The 17,202-nt window shown below is 61.9% G+C and carries 17 protein-coding genes and 1 tRNA gene; 8 read left to right on the top strand and 10 right to left on the bottom strand.

What is annotated here, in order from left to right:
* The first annotated feature begins 85 nt into the window (after positions 1 to 85).
* Entirely contained in the window at positions 86 to 1,117 is a 1,032-nt protein-coding gene (locus DP106_RS06975) for a sodium:calcium antiporter (RefSeq protein WP_120084310.1), read from the top strand.
* Between the two features lie 88 nt (positions 1,118 to 1,205).
* Positions 1,206 to 2,138: a GTP cyclohydrolase MptA gene (gene mptA / locus DP106_RS06980; protein WP_120084311.1), complete on the top strand. Its 933-nt coding sequence runs from the start codon at positions 1,206 to 1,208 to the stop codon at positions 2,136 to 2,138.
* Positions 2,139 to 2,144: 6 nt separating this feature from the next.
* Here mptA and DP106_RS06985 read toward each other — a convergent pair whose 3' ends face one another.
* Both DP106_RS06985 and DP106_RS06990 read right to left on the bottom strand, forming a co-directional pair.
* A complete protein-coding gene (locus DP106_RS06985; RefSeq protein ID WP_120084312.1) occupies positions 2,145 to 2,960 on the bottom strand; it encodes a TrmB family transcriptional regulator in 816 nt (271 codons plus the stop codon).
* A 44-nt stretch (positions 2,961 to 3,004) separates the two neighbouring features.
* On the bottom strand, positions 3,005 to 4,672 hold the full coding sequence (locus DP106_RS06990; protein WP_120084313.1) for a DUF255 domain-containing protein: 1,668 nt from the start codon (positions 4,670 to 4,672) through the stop codon (positions 3,005 to 3,007).
* Positions 4,673 to 4,752: 80 nt separating this feature from the next.
* Between DP106_RS06990 and DP106_RS06995 the strand changes: the two genes are divergently transcribed.
* From DP106_RS06995 to DP106_RS07010, 4 genes are all read left to right on the top strand, one after another.
* Entirely contained in the window at positions 4,753 to 5,364 is a 612-nt protein-coding gene (locus tag DP106_RS06995) for an FxsA family protein (protein WP_120084315.1), read from the top strand.
* Between the two features lie 105 nt (positions 5,365 to 5,469).
* A tRNA-Ile gene (locus tag DP106_RS07000) sits at positions 5,470 to 5,543 on the top strand.
* Between the two features lie 235 nt (positions 5,544 to 5,778).
* Positions 5,779 to 6,048, top strand: coding sequence for an AbrB/MazE/SpoVT family DNA-binding domain-containing protein (locus DP106_RS07005; RefSeq protein ID WP_120084316.1), 270 nt, complete (start codon positions 5,779 to 5,781; stop codon positions 6,046 to 6,048).
* A complete protein-coding gene (locus tag DP106_RS07010; RefSeq protein ID WP_120084317.1) occupies positions 6,045 to 6,461 on the top strand; it encodes a type II toxin-antitoxin system VapC family toxin in 417 nt (138 codons plus the stop codon). Before DP106_RS07005 ends, DP106_RS07010 begins: the two co-directional genes overlap by 4 nt.
* 29 nt (positions 6,462 to 6,490) lie before the next feature.
* Here DP106_RS07010 and DP106_RS07015 read toward each other — a convergent pair whose 3' ends face one another.
* The 5 genes from DP106_RS07015 to DP106_RS07035 all read right to left on the bottom strand — a co-directional run bounded on the left by DP106_RS07015 (position 6,491) and on the right by DP106_RS07035 (position 10,292).
* A complete protein-coding gene (locus tag DP106_RS07015) occupies positions 6,491 to 7,075 on the bottom strand; it encodes an LURP-one-related/scramblase family protein (RefSeq protein WP_120084318.1) in 585 nt (194 codons plus the stop codon).
* Between the two features lie 144 nt (positions 7,076 to 7,219).
* Positions 7,220 to 7,453 (bottom strand): hypothetical protein, encoded by a 234-nt coding sequence (locus DP106_RS07020; protein WP_120084319.1) that lies wholly within the window; start codon positions 7,451 to 7,453, stop codon positions 7,220 to 7,222.
* A 37-nt stretch (positions 7,454 to 7,490) separates the two neighbouring features.
* Positions 7,491 to 8,456: a phosphotransferase family protein gene (locus tag DP106_RS07025; RefSeq protein ID WP_205738897.1), complete on the bottom strand. Its 966-nt coding sequence runs from the start codon at positions 8,454 to 8,456 to the stop codon at positions 7,491 to 7,493.
* On the bottom strand, positions 8,453 to 9,127 hold the full coding sequence (locus DP106_RS07030; RefSeq protein ID WP_120084482.1) for an HAD family hydrolase: 675 nt from the start codon (positions 9,125 to 9,127) through the stop codon (positions 8,453 to 8,455). The genes DP106_RS07025 and DP106_RS07030 overlap by 4 nt, the downstream gene beginning before the upstream one ends.
* Positions 9,128 to 9,215: 88 nt before the next feature.
* A complete protein-coding gene (locus DP106_RS07035; protein ID WP_120084321.1) occupies positions 9,216 to 10,292 on the bottom strand; it encodes an AI-2E family transporter in 1,077 nt (358 codons plus the stop codon).
* Positions 10,293 to 10,577: 285 nt separating this feature from the next.
* Here DP106_RS07035 and DP106_RS07040 point away from each other — a divergent pair, with 285 nt between their 5' ends.
* Entirely contained in the window at positions 10,578 to 12,185 is a 1,608-nt protein-coding gene (locus DP106_RS07040; protein WP_120084323.1) for a hypothetical protein, read from the top strand.
* A gap of 162 nt (positions 12,186 to 12,347) precedes the next feature.
* Complete coding sequence (locus DP106_RS07045; RefSeq protein WP_240625342.1) at positions 12,348 to 12,755, top strand: sensor histidine kinase; 408 nt, start codon at positions 12,348 to 12,350, stop codon at positions 12,753 to 12,755.
* A gap of 416 nt (positions 12,756 to 13,171) precedes the next feature.
* Here DP106_RS07045 and DP106_RS07050 read toward each other — a convergent pair whose 3' ends face one another.
* Genes DP106_RS07050 through DP106_RS07060 form a run of 3 tightly spaced genes read right to left on the bottom strand, consistent with a single transcriptional unit; the run spans position 13,172 to position 17,087 of the window.
* On the bottom strand, positions 13,172 to 14,257 hold the full coding sequence (locus DP106_RS07050; RefSeq protein ID WP_394343452.1) for an ABC transporter ATP-binding protein: 1,086 nt from the start codon (positions 14,255 to 14,257) through the stop codon (positions 13,172 to 13,174).
* The gene (locus DP106_RS07055) at positions 14,245 to 16,029 is read right to left on the bottom strand and encodes an ABC transporter permease (RefSeq protein WP_120084328.1); all 1,785 of its coding nucleotides are present in this window, start codon (positions 16,027 to 16,029) and stop codon (positions 14,245 to 14,247) included. Before DP106_RS07055 ends, DP106_RS07050 begins: the two co-directional genes overlap by 13 nt.
* 2 nt (positions 16,030 to 16,031) lie before the next feature.
* Entirely contained in the window at positions 16,032 to 17,087 is a 1,056-nt protein-coding gene (locus DP106_RS07060; protein WP_120084329.1) for a thiamine ABC transporter substrate-binding protein, read from the bottom strand.
* Between the last annotated feature and the right edge of the window lie 115 nt (positions 17,088 to 17,202).

The raw sequence follows: 17,202 nt of genomic DNA on the forward strand, positions 1-17,202 counted from the left end.
ACACAGGGTTGTGGGAAGCTACCACAACCACAGCGCAGTCACCGAGTAAACAGTGTTAACCCCCCCGACGCGGAAGCCGAGGGTAATGCTCGGTGGCCTGCTGTCCGCGTCGCCGGCCGTCGCCGTCGGGATGATCGTCGTCACAACCGCGGTCATCTGGGTCGGCAGCGGCTGGCTGGAGTCATCCGCCGAACAGCTGTCGGCACACTACGGGCTGCCGCCGGTCATCCAGGGATCGATCGTCGTCGCCGTCGGCTCAAGCTTTCCGGAGCTTGCCAGCGTCGTTGTCACCGCTCGCGCCGGCGTCTTCGATATGGGCGTCGGCGGAATCGTCGGATCGGCCATCTTCAACATCCTCGTTATCCCCGCTGTGGCCGGGCTGGCGGCGACCGGGAACCTCGAAACGAACCGGGAGCTCGTTTACAAGGAAGCCCAATTCTACATGATCGCCGTCGCCGCGCTGTTGATCACCTTCGCCCTCGGCGTGATCTATATTCCAGCCCCCGACACACCACCCCTCTCAGGACAGGTCACCCGCCCGCTGGCGATAATCCCGCTGTTGCTCTATGGGTTGTATCTCTTCATTCAGTGGCAGGATGTCAGCGAGTACACCGGTGCGGTCGAGCTCAGCGACGCGATCGGCCGGCAGTGGGCGACGCTGGCCGGTGGGCTGCTGTTGATCCTTGTCGGCGTCGAGCAGCTTGTGGCTGCTGTTGAGTTTCTCACTCACGCCTTCGGGATCCCGGAGTTTCTGGCCGGGGTGACGGTCATCGCTGCGGTGACGAGCCTGCCGGATACGCTGGTCAGCGTGCGGGCCGCCCGCGAAGGGAGAGGGCTCACTAGTCTCGGCAACGTGTTGGGCTCAAATACGTTTGATCTTCTCGTAGCGATCCCGATCGGGGTGTTGCTCATCGGCACCGTTTCGATCAACTTCGCCGTCGCTGTCCCGATGTTTGGCGTACTCACGCTGGCGACCGTGCTGTTGTTTGGGTTTCTTCGAACCGATCTCTCGTTGACAACGCCGGAGGCGTACGCGCTGCTTGCCGCCTATGGGCTCTTTGTCGTGTGGGTGCTGGCGGAGACCATCGGCGTCATCAATCTCGTTGCGGCGACGTAGATGGCTGCACGGTGGTCACGCTGACGGTTATGTCCGACCTGCTCAGGGCACCGAAAGTACTAATCACACGACAGACCTAAGCGGGTTGATGAGTCACCAGCTGCCCGATGTGCAGGCCACCCAGCCGGATGTGGCCGTCGGGCTCAGTCAGGTTGGCGTAACGGGTGTCGAAAAACTGGTTAAGCTTGCACGCGAGAACAAGCGGCCGATCGTCCTGATGGCCGAGTTTGAGGTTTTTGTCGATCTCCCGGGGGGTCGCAAGGGGATCGATATGAGCCGCAACATGGAGGTCATCGATGAGATCTTAGAGGAGACAACCGAAGCAGAGGCCTACCGTGTCGAGGATGTCTGTGGGGAGGCCGCCGAACGCCTGCTGTCAAAACACGACTACACCTCAACGGCGACCGTTGAGATGACCGCTGACCTCGTGACAAAAGAGGAGACGCCGGCCAGCGGGAAGCCGACTCAAAACACCGCGACGATCATCGCCAGTGCGACCGCCACCGATGACGGCACCCACGAGGAGATCGGCGCGGAGGTCACAGGGATGACGGTCTGTCCCTGCTCACAGGGGATGTCCGAATCACGCGCCCGCGAGAGACTCCAAGAGCTCGATGTCGAACGCGAGATCATCGACAAGTTTCTCGATACCGTCCCCCAGCCCGGTCACTCTCAGCGCGGCCACGCGACGCTGACGATCACCAGCGAGGGCAGCCCCGACGTGGATCTCGGCGATATCATCGACATCGCCCGCGATGCGATGAGCGCGCGGATCTACAACATGGCGAAACGCCCCGACGAGGATCATATGACCTTCGCCGCCCACTCCGATGCCAAGTTCGTCGAGGACTGTGTCCGCTCCTTGGCGGAGGGCGCCGTCGAGCAGTTCGACCAGCTGTCTGACGACGCCGTTGTCTACATCCGCCAGTCGAACGATGAATCGATCCACCAACACAATGCCCACGCCGAACGCGAGGTCACGATCGGGCAACTTCGCGCCGAGCTGAGCGGAGCCGCCTGAGAGCGGTCAGTGCTGTTTTGGTAACTGGAGCGGATCAGCACGCTCCCACCGTGGTTGAAAGACCTCTCCGATGTCGGCCGCAAAGCTCCGATCCTTGAGGTCGATCATCGCAAACGCCTGCTGTGGATCCAGCGGGTTCGGCACCTCCAAACAGACCTCAATACCGTCGATCAGCGTAAACGTCCCCTCGATTGTATCGTGTGTGCGAACAGCGTAGTTGTCGTGGTCATTCAGCCGTGCGTCGTACGTTTCGATCGTCTCATCGGGGAGGGTAGCAATGACCGTCGGTGTGACCAGCAACTGGACGTCGACACCGCGCTCTAAGGCGGCTTCTAGCCTATCGACGACACGGCTACTTGCGTTTTGGAGGTCGAGACCGGCCGCCGGTGTGCCGCCAGCGACCTGCAGGGAGTCGTCAGCTGCGTCAATCCGCTCGACCAGCAGTTCCAGTGTTTCTTCGGGCCCGACCGCCGCCGTCCAAAACTGGCCGTTGACCGGGGCCGTCGCCTCCAGATCGTTCATCAACGTGGCGACGGTTTCGGCATACTGCTCGGCCTGCTCGTCAAGTTCCTGTTGTTTGGCCTCCAGTAAGCGATCTAAGCCGACATCGGGCTCGACAGCAACATACTTTTTTGGCCGGCTGGCGGCTTGACTCCGAACAAGTCGGTGTTGTTCAAGCCCGTTGAGCACATCGTAGATGCGACCCATCGGTACCTCGCTTGTTCGTGACAGCTCCTTGGCGGTTGTCGGCCCACTCCGGAGCAGTGCACGATACGCTCGGGCTTCATACTCCGACAGCCCGAGGTCACGGAGACTTGCCATAGTTCGGTGTCAGGGCGTGGTAACAAAAACGCACCGGCGGTTTATTATATATCGGTATCAACGGACGCCGCGACCTGCGGCATAAGCGCTTCAGGTGTTGTTGCTACCTCATCACTACCGCGGACACGTGCGGTTCCGGGCTCTACGTCCGCGGCATTAGGGACAACCACCGCTTCGTGGTCAGCGATCCGAAGCGCCGCACGGTGGAGATCCGAGCCGGCCGGATCGCCAACGTCGACAACGAGGTCGCCGCCGGTGAGTCGGGCGGCAACGCTGCCGTAGCCCGCGACCTGCACGCCGATGCGATCCCACGCGCCGGCGAAGGCCTCGACGGCGTCGATGGCGGCCTCGCGGTACCGGTCTTCACCGGTAATCGCCGCGAGATCCAACAGCCCCTCGGCAAACTCCGTGCCTGTGTCGATGGGTCGCAGCGGGCGGTCACAGAGCCCGTCGCCACTGGCGGGGCCATCGCGGAACGCCGCGCCGTCGCCCAATGTTTCGAGCGCGTTGTCGGCGACAGCCGTTGCGACCGCGGTGTAGTCATCGTCACCAAGCACCTGTTGGGCGGTGCTCCATGCCGTGACAACGCGAGCAGCATCCGCAAGCAGGTCGGCCTCGCCGACCGCATCATCGGTGCGGTAATGGGTGACGACGCCGCTGTCGGTATCGATGAGGTCAGATTCAACGGCGGCAAGAATGCGCTCAGCGTACTCGCGGGCGTGGTCGTCGTCAGTGTAGGCGTAGTAGGTCAACAGGGCGTCGGCGGCGAGTGCGTTGCCGCCGGCGAAGACCGTGAGATCGGTTCGAGGGCCCGGCTGGTCGGCCCGGTCGTCGGCGTCGCCGCTGTAGTAGCTCGCGCCCTGTCCGGGGCCTTGGCTGCCGCCGATTGCGGCACCCGTCCACAGTGTGCCGGTGAGATAATCGATAGTGGCCCCGGCGGGCTCGCGGTAGGCGTCCTCGCCGGTGTACAGATAGCCGTTGGCGAAGGCGCGGACGAGTGCGGCGTTCGTCTCAAGGACTTTCTCGTGGCGAACGTCCGACCAGTCGCGCTCGGTGGCAAACCGAAAGAAGCCGCCATCGACGGTGTCATAGAGGTGTTGGGCGATGGCATCAAGCGTCTGGCGGGCTTGCTGGGGTTCGCGTTTGAGTGCGAACTCGATGGTTCGGGGGAGCGGAAACTTGGCGTCGGTGCCCCAGCCGCCGTGGTGTGGATCGAACTGTTCGGTGAGTTGGCCGGCGATGTGTTCCTCGATCCGGCTGTCGAGGTCGTCGGCTGGCGTCGGCTCATCGGCGACGGCGCGCGGCACTCGGCCCGCGGCCGAGCCTTTCTCATCCCACACTTGCCGGATCCGGTCGACGATGCTCCGCATCCCATCGGGCCCGAGGTAGGTCGCCCCCGTCAGAAGCTCACCGGTGGGGGTGAGGAACGCCGTCGTCGGAAACCCGCCCATGTTGTAGCGTTCCCGGACACGCGGATTGCGGTCGACATCAACCCGGATCGGCACAAAGCTATCGTTGATGTTGGCGGCGATCCGTGGCTCGCTGTAGGTACGGGCGTCCATCTCGTGGCAGGCCCCACACCACGTCGCCGACAACGACAGCAAGATTGGGGTCTCAGTTGCGTCCGCCTCGGCAAACGCGTCGGCACCCCACGCTCGCCACTCAACCCGTGTGGACTCCGAAGCCGCCGCGGCCGCCGTCGAATCATTCATACCGGTGTTCGGGTGGGCCGCTGCCTAAGCCCTTCGTCCGCGACGAAAGACGTTATCAGCGATGGCCCGCAACTGCGGGTATGCGCACGCGCTCCCTGCTCGCGCTGTTGCTGTTGATCCCGCTGGTCGACGCCTTCGTGCTCGTCGCCATCGTCGGCTCAGGGTGGCTCACACCCCTCCAAACGGTCGCGTTAGTCGTCCTGACAGGGTTGATCGGCATGATCCTCGTTCGCGCGGAGGGCCGCAACACGCTGGTGCGGTTCCAACAGAAGGCCGCCGCCGGGTCGGCACCGACCGACGAACTGCTTGACGGCGGGCTGTTGATCGCGGCGGGGGCATTTTTGCTCACGCCGGGGCTTGTCACCGACCTCATCGGGTTTCTGCTCGTGTTGCCACCGACGCGGTACCCGATCCGGATCGCGCTCAAGCGCTGGGTGGTCGTCCCCTACATCGACAACAAGACCGACGGCTTCGCTACCGGCAACGTCTGGACGTTCGGCTTTCCTGATGGCAACGGCGACAACAGCCCATTTGGCTCCGGTGGGGTCGACGGCGGCCCTGGCGGTTCCGGCCCCGGGGCGGGCGACATCGGAGGCGATGATCCGCTTGGGGCTGAGGGGTCGACAGCGGACGACGAGGAGTACGTCGATGTCGACTTTGAGGTCAACGACGACAACAGCCGAGAGTCCTAACCGCCGTGTCAATGCCGGCGGCTTGTTCACCGAAACCGACTGACGGAGTCGCGGTGGCGAAAGGAAACTGTTAAACAGAGTCCCCCGTTACGAGCAGTTGCGTTGGGGCCGATAGCTCAGTCAGGTTGAGCGCTCGGCTGATAACCGGGAGGCCCACGGTTCAAATCCGTGTCGGCCCATTCGTTTTCCACTTGATTCTTAGCCGATTAGGAGGTCTTGTTTGAGGCTCTAAGACCACCGATATCGGCTGTTCCACACGACTCTAGTCTTCTTTGAGTGGATGAATTCAGGTACGTCCCGGACGCAGGCTGCCGAAGTCGGTGATTCGTTGTAGCCGAGAGCCGACGAGGGCTGCTGCGACCATTCTGTCAGTAATGTATATTTATATGCGTAAGGAACGTATTTAGCGTAAGAATGGCTGTTTCAGACAACGCAACGCTCACGAGCAAGGGACAGGTGACGATTCCAAAGCGGATTCGGGAGCAGCTCGGACTCGAAGCGGGGACGGAAATCGAGTTCATCCTCGATGACGACGGGTCGCTCCGCGTCCGCCCGAAGGAACCGCCGATGGAGCGACTGCGGGCGATTCAAGACCAGCTGTCGGCCCACGAGATCGATATCGACCGGATGCGCCGTGAATCGAAGGCGGCATGGAGTTCCCATCTCACTGAGGAGAAGTCGTGATTTTTCTGGATTCGTGGGTCTGGCTCGAATACGTCTTCGACGGCGAGAAAGCCGAGGCGGCGGAGAAAGTAATCCGGCGGGCGAACACCGACGATACTGGAGGGCTTATCGCCCCAACGGTCATCGTAGAGGTCTCCTACCGCGTTCGGCGTGTCGAGAACGATACGACCGCCGAAGAGACTATCCATGCGATCCACGATTTCGAGCACATCGAGAGTCTACCGCTGGTCGACGAGATCGCCGAATACGCAGCCGAACTCCGGGCCAAGTGTTACAATCCCGACGAGCGAGAACTGTCGTACGCGGATGCAATCCACCTCGCCACTGCTGTCGTCCACGACGACTGTGACGTGCTCTACTCCGGCGATCCGGATTTCGCCGGTATCGACGCTATTGAGACAGTCGTCCTCTGAACCGTTTTGAATCGACGCGAACAGTCGCTTCAGTTCCCCTGGATCGCATCGATCACCATCGCTGCGGCGATGATCGGCTCCTTCGGCACGCGGCTGGTGTCGTCGATGGTCACCTCGTAGGTGTCTTTGAGGAGCGTGAAGTGGCCGTCGATCGAGCCGACGTGGCCACCCTGCGGGTCGGTGATCTCGTATTTGTGAGGGATCAGCTCGCCGAACGGGAGCAGATTCCGCGCCAGCGTCACCGCCGCACCACGGGAGTCGATCATCGCCAACGCCTCCCGTGTCTCCGGATCGCGGATCGTCCATGTATCCTGTAGCAGCGAGAAATCGTTGTCGAGGATCACGACCGGCTCGTCGGTCGCAGCGCCCGACAGGACGTAGTCGCCGGCGATGTCGATGACGCTGCTGGCGGTGACGGTGAACACCGTCGTGCCGTCGTCGTCGACAAACGGAAACGTCTCTTTGAGCTTGAACAGTTCCTGTTTCCCGCGCAGAACCGTCTGTCCGGCGGCGTCGACGGCTTTGTACTTGTTCCGGAACACACCCTGAATAACGGTGTAGGTGTCGTCAGCCAGTTCGATCCCACTGATGTCGTAGCGGTCTTGGAGGGCCATCAATCCCTTCTCTGTTCGTGGCAGCGTGAAACCTCTCGCCATCGATCAACAGAAGGCTGATACGGTCGCTCGATACCACAGCGACAGAGAATCACCGCTCGCCGTGTCCGCCGTGCTGCCGTCCGGAATGCGGGTGTGAACAGCTCAGCCGGTCGTCGCTGTTTCGGTGCCCTCCGACGGTTCCGCCTGCTCGTGGGTGTGATGATAAAAGTACACACATGGGTCGCCGTCCTGTGATGTCGGCTCAAAACACACGCGCTGGTACCGCTCGTTGTCGAAAAGGTTCACCATCAGGCTGTCACGGTGGGCACTCACCGAGGCGTAGGCCCGACCACAGGCCGGACACCGCGGTGGCGCGTCCTGCGGGACGTTGCTCACGAGTTATCATACCTACCGGTAGGCTAAACGGTTTCGCTCACACCGTCGCTAACACCGATTGCAGCGCGTCTCGGTGGAACGCGATCGCCGCCTCACGGTCGACAGGTGGATACCGTGGGTTCGTCACCCGGCCATCGGAGTCAACCGCACTGGCGGCGATTGCGGCGGCACGATAGGCAGGGGCGACCGCCGACAGTGATCTGACCGACCCATACCCCTCTCTGAACACCGTTCGGAGCGGTTCGGGATCGTCAACATACCAGTCCGCAACAAGGTATTCGGCTTTGGCAGCCGACAATGCGGGCGGAGCCGCCAACGGGGCCTCCCAGTCGAGGACAGCCGTCACCGCGTCGTCGGCGACCAACGCGTTACCGGGGCGGAAATCCCATGGGAAGAGCCGCGGCGTGTGGCCGGTCGCCGGCGGCGACGAGAGCAGCCCTCGAAGATCGGCGGTGAGATCGTCGAACGCCGACGGCAGCCGATTGACAGCACGCGTACTGTAGGCTTCGAACCACGCTTCCCGGTCATCTCGTGTGGCCGCAAACCCCGACCCACTGCGTTCGAGTCGACCGTATGCGTCGAATCGAAAGGCCTCATGTAAGCGAGCGAGTGCGCGCCCAAACCAGCGGGCAAGGGTTCGCCGTGTCGCGTCACTGACCGTCGAAAACGACGTGTGGAGGTCGGTGCCGGCGACGTAGGCGGTGAGCATGTAGCCGACGCCATCCTGGATCCCTGTTGTCAACACGGGTGGCACCGGCACGAACGTGCGCTGTCGGATCGCTTCGAGCAGTGCCGCCTCAGTGCGGATCCACATCGGCTCGGTCGACAGCTGAACGACAACCGGCCCGCGTGTCGAAAATCGCGCGACCGCCGTCTTCTTGCGGTTGCCGCGGGTGATCAGTGTGATATCTGCCGGCGGGGCCGTCAGTGTTCCAAGCGCAGCTGCGGCCGCGGCCCGAACGGAGCCATCGTCAAACGCCTGTGCCAACAGCGGGTCGCTCACGACTCACCTCGCAGGATCGCCGGCAACTCCCCAAGCGAATCGATCACGTACTCCGGATCGTAGTCGCCGCGCTCGTCGTCGCCGCACAGCCACGCGACCGGGAGGCCGGCGTTCTGAGCACCGGCGACATCATAACCCAGTGAGTTACCGACGTACAGCGTTCGCTCCACAGCGACGTCGAGATCGGCAACAGCCTGCTCGAAGGGCTCGGTGTGGGGTTTCGAGCGGGTAAGCTCCGCCGCGTAGACGGCTGTCTCGAAGCGATCGATGATCCCCAACGCCTCAAGCTTTGTCCGCTGGCGGGCTTTCGGCCCGTTGGTGACAACCCCGATCGGTCCGGTGGCCGATGCTGCGCTGAGTGCGTCGGTTGCGCCCGGCAGGAGGCTGACAGCTCGGTCGTCGATCACCGACCGCAACGCGCGGGCGACCGCAAGCGTGTCGATATCAGGACGGCCATTCTGAGCGGCCACACGAGCAACTCCTGCCGCGAAGTAGCCGACCGGGTCGTCGTGATCCGGCGGGTCAGACAGCGCGTTCCAGAGGGCCGCCGGCTCGCCGACGAGCGGTTCGCCAGCCTGCTCGAAGGCCTGCTCGTACATCGCATGGGTGTCCTGTGTGTGCTGACACAGCGTGCCGTCGAGATCGAAGCAAACCGCGTCAAAGGGTGCCACAGATAACCGTGGCGCGAGCGGGACAAAAACCTCGCGTCGGGACATGGTCTGTGGCGGAGCCGTCGACAACGACCGGAGTTGTCACGTGTTAGCGTGGCTCAGCACCGAGCAGTCGCGGCAGTGCCGTATCAGCAAACGTGAGCGCGATCACCAACACCATCGGGGCGAAAAACAGGCCATAAAATCCCAACACGACCGGGCCGAAGATGTACGCCAGCATGAGCAGTCCGACGTGCGTTCGGTCGCCGCTCAGATACGGCCGGAGGACGATATCCGGGATCGTATCCACGACGACGATCGCGAGTACAAGAAAGCCGACAAGATACACCAACAGCGGAAGTTGGCCGTTGAGAACAACCGGGACAGCCGCGAAGATCGCCAGCGGGACGTAAACGATCTTCATCCCGATTACCGGAATCAGGCTCGCAATCCCCGTCAACGCGCCGGATAGGACGGGATAGGGCACCTCGACCGCACCGGGTGCCACGGCGTTGTATCCCATGAAGACGATAGCCCCGATCAGCGAGATCACGATCACGTTCAGCAGGTTGCCAAACAGCACCGCCTCTAACTCCGCGTCGGCGGCCTCGAAAAACTCGCGGGCGAGATCGTCATCATCAAACCGGAGCAGCCACGCCCGAAAGGTCGACCCCTCGATAAGCAGATAGTAGGTAACGACAGCGATAATAAAGAGGTTCAACAGCAGGCCGCTGACAAGGCTCGTCGCAAACGCCGCATGGTCGACGCCAAACTGGATGAACGGTTCTAGTTTGCCGGCCTGATACGCACTGATGATCCCGTTGAACGTCAGGGAGGGGAGTTCAGTAACGCCCTCAAACCACGCCACGCTGTCGGGCACCGATTCGACAACCGGGTAGGTTTGGACGAAATTCCGTACCTCCAAGACGAGCAGGACGATCGTATAGCTGATCAACAGCACGAACGGCACCACGAGCAGTGAGATCGTCGTGAGCGCCCGAAGCTGTCGCGGCATCCCGAACCGATTTAGCAGCTGTACCCCGCTGAGCTTGGTGTAGAACCCCCGCGAGGAGTAGTACAGAAACACGGCGATCGTGAAGGCAGCAATGAACCGGGAGATGAGATAGCCGACGGTCGCGGCCACCCCGATCCCGAAGGCGGCGACAACGATGCGTTTCTCGTTCATATCTGAGTGCTATCGGTGATCCTACATAAACGGCGTGTCATCGCGTCGATACCAGTGCCGTGGTGGCGTACAACCGGTCACGGTCGGCGTGAAACGGCTCGAAACCCAGTGTTCGCAACCACCGTAGACAACCTCATCGGATAGGAAACCGAACAGTACCGGCCGTCGATGCAGCAAGAATTATCCGCCGACCTCCCGTTCGCTTGTGGTAGTGCCCAATGACGGACATCCCACAGCGACCAGCTGTCACCCGCATCGTGGTGGCCCCGAGAGGAGCAGCACGCGATGACTGACAAACAGGCACACACCGCCGAACTGGTCAGGCGGTCGCTCAGCCCGGAGACGGCGGCAACATTCCGCGAGCGGCTGGCGGAACAGGCCGAGTGGCTTCGCACAGCCATCAGCGACGGGCAGTTTGATAACGCCGACTTTGCGGTTGGGCTTGAACTGGAAGCGTATGCGGTAGCCGTCGGCGACGACGCTGTCAGTGACGATAGACAGCCCGCGGCTGTCGATGAGGTTGGGGCGGGCGATACCACTCACCCACAACTCGCTTCCCTTCCGGCAGCCGTCTTCGAGGAGCCGGCGGCCAACAAAGAGCTCGGCCTGCACAACATCGAGATCAACACCGAGCCAGCGCTACTCAGCGAGGCCGGCCTTGCTGCCCAAGCCGACGAGATCCGCGAGCGAACCGCAGCGGCGCGGGCGGCCGCAGACGACCACGACAGAGAGATCGTCCTCGATGCGATGTGGACGATCCCGCCAGCAGAGGGGGCTGTCGCCTACCTGTCGGCGACCGAGAAGCGCGGTGGGGTCGTGTTTGCCGACAACATGCGGCAGTACCCTCGCTATGTCGCCATCGACAACGACGCCCTCGCCCACGCTGATGGCGACAAGATCCCGTTTTCGGCCCCCGGCGTCGAGACCGCCTTCCCCTCGATTCTCTTTGAGTCGCTGGCAACCTCGATCCAGCCACACCTACAGATCCCCACAGCCGAGGAGGTTCCGGCTTACTACAACACCGCGATCCGAACGCTCGGCCCCGTGCTCGCGCTGTCAGCAAACTCACCGTTCCTGCCGGCCGAGTGCTACGAGACGGCCGATCCGGCTGCTGTCGTCGACGAGACACCACACGAACTCCGGATCGCGGTCTTCGAGCAGTCGGTCAATCAGACCGCCCACCTGAAGGTCAGGGTGCCACGAGATATCGACGCCACGAGCGAGATCGTCGACCGCGTTGTCAACGACGACCCTTACGCACCATTCCTTCGGGAGTGGTTGGCCGACGGCGACCGCGAGACGCTCGCGGATCGACTCTGGGAGTTCACCCACAAACGCGGTACCTACTGGCGGTGGCTGCGCTGTGTGGTCGGCGGCGACCACATCGACGACGCCAACGACACCCACTCGCTGCGCATCGAGTACCGCCCGATCCCAACACAGCCGACGGTCACCGACATCATCGGCCTACAGGCGCTTGTCGTCGGTGGGGTTCGTGGCCTCGTCGCCGCCGATCACCCGCTGACGACACTACCTTGGGCGGCCGCCGAGGAGAGCTTCTATGCGGCGGTGGCTGACGGCATCGACGCCGAGTTAGCATGGGTGACCGCCAACGGCGAGCAGACCGCCGACAGCGATGCGGTCTTCGCGGAACTGTTCGAGTACGCCCGTCATGGGCTGGAGCTCAGCGGGTTATCCAGCGACGCCATCGACGACTACCTCGCACCGATCGAAGCGCGGGTGGCGGCTGGGCTGACGCCAAGTGCGTGGAAGAAACAGCAGGTTCGAGAGCGACTCGCAGACGGTGATGACTTCCAGAACGCAATCGAAGGCATGCAACAGGAGTACATCCGACGGAGCCGTGAAAGCGACTCGTTTGCGGAATGGCTGTAATCGACCGCAGCGAGTGTCGACTACAGCTCCCCAGAGCGGCAGCGAAAGGGTGGCATCTGTCTCAGAGTGCAAAGAGCAACTTGTATGAGAGGCTGTCGCCACCAAGATACGTTAACGCTTGCTCGGCAAGGCGACAGGATAAGCGATACTGAACCGATCAGTTTGGCAGCTCTCGTTGGACAGTGCTGGTCGGCCGTTGAGACGGATGACGCGGCTATCGAGATCGTCGATGAGATGACCTTCGAAGGTGATCCCGGCCGGGTACGACATGTCTTCGAAAACCTATTTCGGAACGCTGTTGAGCACGGTGGTGCTGGTGTGACGGTTCGTGTCGGCAGCCACGAAAAGAACGGACTCTACCTCGAGGACGATGGAGCAGGGATCCCGGTCGGAAAACGTGAGCACGTACTGGAGCCAGGGCATTCGTCAGCACGTGGTGGCACCGGGTTTGGGCTGACAATCGTTAGGCGAATCGTGGAGGCCCACGGCTGGGAGCTGTCGATAACCGGTGGGATCGACGGCGGCGCACGGTTTGAGATCGGGATGGACGACCAAGACAATCTCATCTGAGTGTGGGGTTTTACCCAGAAGTCGTCGTTCAGTGGAAAGAGTTCAGAGGAAATTGTCACTAGCCGGAACCGCCGCACTGAGAGTGGCGATAACGGTTCACCGCCGCGAACCCTCACGCCCGATATGACTCCTCGTAGCATCTGATATCATAATACTGGCCGACAGTGGTGGCTCACACTGGTGGCCGCAGGTCATGTCGTAATATCCGAGGCACTTATCGAAGCCGGTGAACAGGGCTTCTTTGAACGTTGTCCGGTGGCGGCGTGCAAGATGGACAGCGTGTATCTCGCACAGAGGCTTTGCGGTTACTAGCTGTTTTTCGTGGAGGTCAGTTGTCTAACAGCGAGCCACGGGCCAATGAATACCAAAATCGCTTCTCGAAGCGTACACTCAGTTCGTAATCGCGATCGCTTGGGCTACAGCAAATGTACGTCTTCAGGGTCGAAATGTAGCTTGACCGTCCCCTCCGGTGGTGTCGTTGCAGCCGTCGTCACGAGAACAGATTTGTCTCTCCACCGGCAGTGAACCCGATAGGCATCGCCAAGGAATTCGACCGTTTCGACCGTCGCCGAAAGCACTGCGGGGTCTCCCTGCTGGCTGTCGGCCACCACAAGCGATTCTGGGCGGATCGAAACGGTTAGCGACGTGCCGGGGGCTCGATCGTGGGTTTCGGGTAACGGCAACAGCTTCCCCTCTGTCTCGAGGTGTTGGCCGTCGTCAGCAACGCTTCCCTCGAAGACGTTGTTATTACCCATGAACTCAGCGACAGCACGGGAGGCGGGCTGTCGGTACACCGTCTCGGGGGTGTCGACTTGCTGGATCTGTCCCTGCTGTATGACGGCGATCCGGTCGCTGATCGCCAATGCCTCGGCTTGGTCGTGGGTGACGTACACCGTCGTAATCCCGAGATCACGCTGGATGGTTTTGATCTGGACGCGAAGCTTCGCCCGAAGCCGAGCGTCGAGTGCCGAGAGGGGTTCGTCCAACAGCAGTACATCGGGTTCGGGAGCCAATGCCCGCGCCAGCGCGACCCGTTGCTTCTGACCACCCGATAACTCTGTTGGCGTCCGATCGCCGAAGCCTGGGAGGTCAACCAGTTCTAAGAGCTCAGCGACGCGGGCCTCGGGATCTCGCTGCCCGGAGAGGTCGTGAAACTGCAGCCCGTAGCCGACGTTGTCGGCGACGCTCAGGTGTGGAAACAGCGAGTAGTTTTGGAAGACAATCCCGACGTTTCGTGCTTCGGGCGGCTCCGTCGTCACATCTCGTCCGCCGATGGACACCTTGCCATGTGAGGGAGTCTCTAGTCCGGCGATCGACCGCAGCAGGGTCGTCTTGCCGCAGCCTGAGGGGCCGACGAGTGTGAAAAACGCTCCGTCGGCGATCGACAGTGAGATCGATTCGAGGGCGGTCACATGCCCGAAGTCAACGCCGATATCTGTGATCTCGACCGCCGTGCTGTTGGTGCTCTCACTGTGGGGGTCGGTGGTCGTCATCGCTCCCACCGCCTCCCTGTGCGGTCGATCAAGATGAAGCTCCCTGTCGTCACGGCCAACAGCACCGTCCCCATCGCGGTCGCCGGCCCGAGGTTTGGCCCCAGCGATCGGTTGGCTGTATACCGTTCGAGGGCAACCGGCATCGTTGCACTGTCGACGCCCTCAGCCAACAACACCGTCGAGTCGAACTCGCCGATACTGATCGCAAAAGCGAACGCTGCCCCGGCGATCAACGCTGGCGCGATCAATGGGAGCTCGATGTCGACCAGCACGGTCGGCCGGTCGGCTCCCAGCGCGCGGGCGGCATCGACGAGCCGGTCATCGATGCCACTTAGCGCGGGTGTGACGTTCCGTGTCACGAACGGGTAGGCCGCGATCGCGTGGGCGGCGACGATGGCGATCGGCCCAGTGACTGTGAGCCGGTGGCCGAACACCGTCGTCCCGAAGACAAGTGTTCGGAGCATGCCCAACCCGAGAACGATCCCGCTGACCGCAAGCGGCGCGGTCAACAGCGCCTCGGCGAACCGCGAGCCAGACCCCTCGTGGGTAGCCACTACCGAGACGAGCACCCCCATCGGGAGTGCCAGCACCAACGCTCCAAGCCCAAACAGGAGGGAGTTGATGATCGCTGCCAGCGGGTTGATCGTTCCGACAGCCGCCGACGCCTGCTGGGCAAGCAAAAAGGCGTAGTAGTCGAGGGTGAACGCGCCGTTCGGCGTGGTGAGGCTTTCTACCACGAGGCTCACAAGCGGGCCGACAAAGAGGACTGCCGCCACAAGACAGTACAGGAATACTCCGAGCCGCCGGGGGTCTGACACTGATTGCCACCCATCAAATAGCGGGAGCCGTGACCGCAACTGTCCCTGCCCGTGAGTACTGATCTGGGTGGCCTCAAACCGCAAGTAGATGTAGATCAACCCCAGCGAAAGAGCCGTCTCGATGGCCCCCAGCGTCGCCGCCTCGACCAGTTCGAGGTTTTGAACGCGGGCAAACAGCCACACTTCCACGGTCGCCAGTTGGAGTCCGCCAAGCGCGAGGACGATGGGAAACGACAGGAAGGTGAAGATGAACGTGAGTACCGACGCGGTCAGGATGGCGGGGACGAGCTGTGGGAGCGTTACATCGCGAAACGCTCGCAGCGGCGGCGCGCCGAGGGTGCGGGCAGTCTCGACGCTTCGGGTGTCGACTGATTCCCAGGCGGCGGTAACGAGCCGCGTCACCAGTGGCGCGTTGTAAAATGCGTGGGCAAGGATGACGATCTCCAGTGTAAATACCACGTTGACAGGGCCAAGCCCGACAGTTGCTAACAGGTCGTTGACGACGCCAGTCCGGCCAAACATCGCCAGAAAGCCGACCGCAACCAGTATCGAGGGCATCACGAAGGGCAGAATTGTCACCGATCGGAGAAACTCCCGTCCCGGAAACTCAAACCGTGCCAGCAGGTAGGCCCCCGGGAGCCCGACGGCGACGCTCACGACCGTCGACAACAGCGCCTGATAGGCGGTAAACCCAAACAGGCCGAAATCCACGGCGGGCATCCCAGCGTTTACCCATGCAACAAATCGTTCTGGCAGGCTCGCGGGAGCAGTCACAAGCGAGTGTGCCGAACCTGTATAGAAGGGATCACCGAGGACGGCGACGAGCGGGTCAAGGGTGAGTCGCCCACCGACGGAGATCGCACTGCCGAGCACGCTACCGACGGGGTAGTAGAACACCACAACAAGCGTTGTCAGCATAGCAGCGATCCCGACCGGCAGCAGTCGGGATGCCTTGGCTCGCATGATCAGTTGCTCACGATCTGGCGGGCCCAGTCGTCTATCCAGCCGCCGACGTTGCCGACCAGCTCGTCGTAGCTGTAGGTGACGGCTTCGGGCGGTTCAAGCGCGAACTCTCCGAAGTCGCCGCCGGGATCGACCCCCTCGACAGCGGGAAACTGGACGTTTCGGGTGGCGATCTCGGCTTGGGCTCTCTCGCTCAGCATGAACGACATGAACTCGCGGGCTAGTTCAGGGTTGTCGGCATTAACAAACTGGGCCATTCCTTCGGGATTGGCATACCCCTGATCGTTGAGGAAACCGACTTGGTGGCGGGAGATGTCGACGTCATCGCCGTGGTAGTAGACCTGATCAGTGGAGTACGAGACGACCATTGAGGCCTCCTCGTCCTGATAGGCTTCGTATGCTGTCCCCCAATCGGAGAGGATCTGGATCCCATTGTCAGCCAGTTGGTTCCAGTAGTCGAGATAGCCGTCGGGGCCTTTTTGATTGATTGTCCACAGGAGGAACGCCCGGCCGGGATCGGATCCCTCTGCATTCTGGGTGAGCAGCTCGTTTTCGTATTGGGGTTTTAGAAGCGTATCAAACGTGGCCGGTTCATCGACCTCCTCGGCGTCGTAGACGAGACTGATGTAGCCCGTGTCGTAGGGGACAACCCGTCCAGCGGGGTCGAAATCGAGAGCTGATTTGACCGTCTCGCTGCCGTCGATCCGATCGCCGCTGGCCGCAAACAACGAGTCGTCGAGCTGTTGATCCGCCCGAACAAGCTCGCCTGTGTTGAGGCCAACAAATAGGTCGGCGTCGATCGGTGCACCCTGGGATCGTCGTTGGATGAACTCGTTGACACCGTTTTCAGTCGTCTGGAACGTGACGGTCGCCTCGGGGGTTTCGGATTCAAACGCCGATTTGAGCCAGTTGCCTGCCGTCCCGTCGCCGGTAAACGAGGAGTAGGCGGCGACAGTCAGTGTCTGGCCCGAATCGCTGGGCGTACCGATACAACCCGATAGTGCAGCGAGCCCTGCTACACTCCCGACACCGTGTCTGAGAAACGTTCGTCGATTCATATCTCGGTGATTTCACCCAAGAATACTTTAACCACTCGTTGTGTGTGGTATCAGATTTGTTCACGATGTGCGGTGCAAAGTGGACAGTGCGAATCGCCCATGGGGATAGTACCCA

It is taken from the genome of Halonotius pteroides (genome assembly GCF_003605635.1).
Lineage (GTDB): Archaea > Halobacteriota > Halobacteria > Halobacteriales > Haloferacaceae > Halonotius > Halonotius pteroides.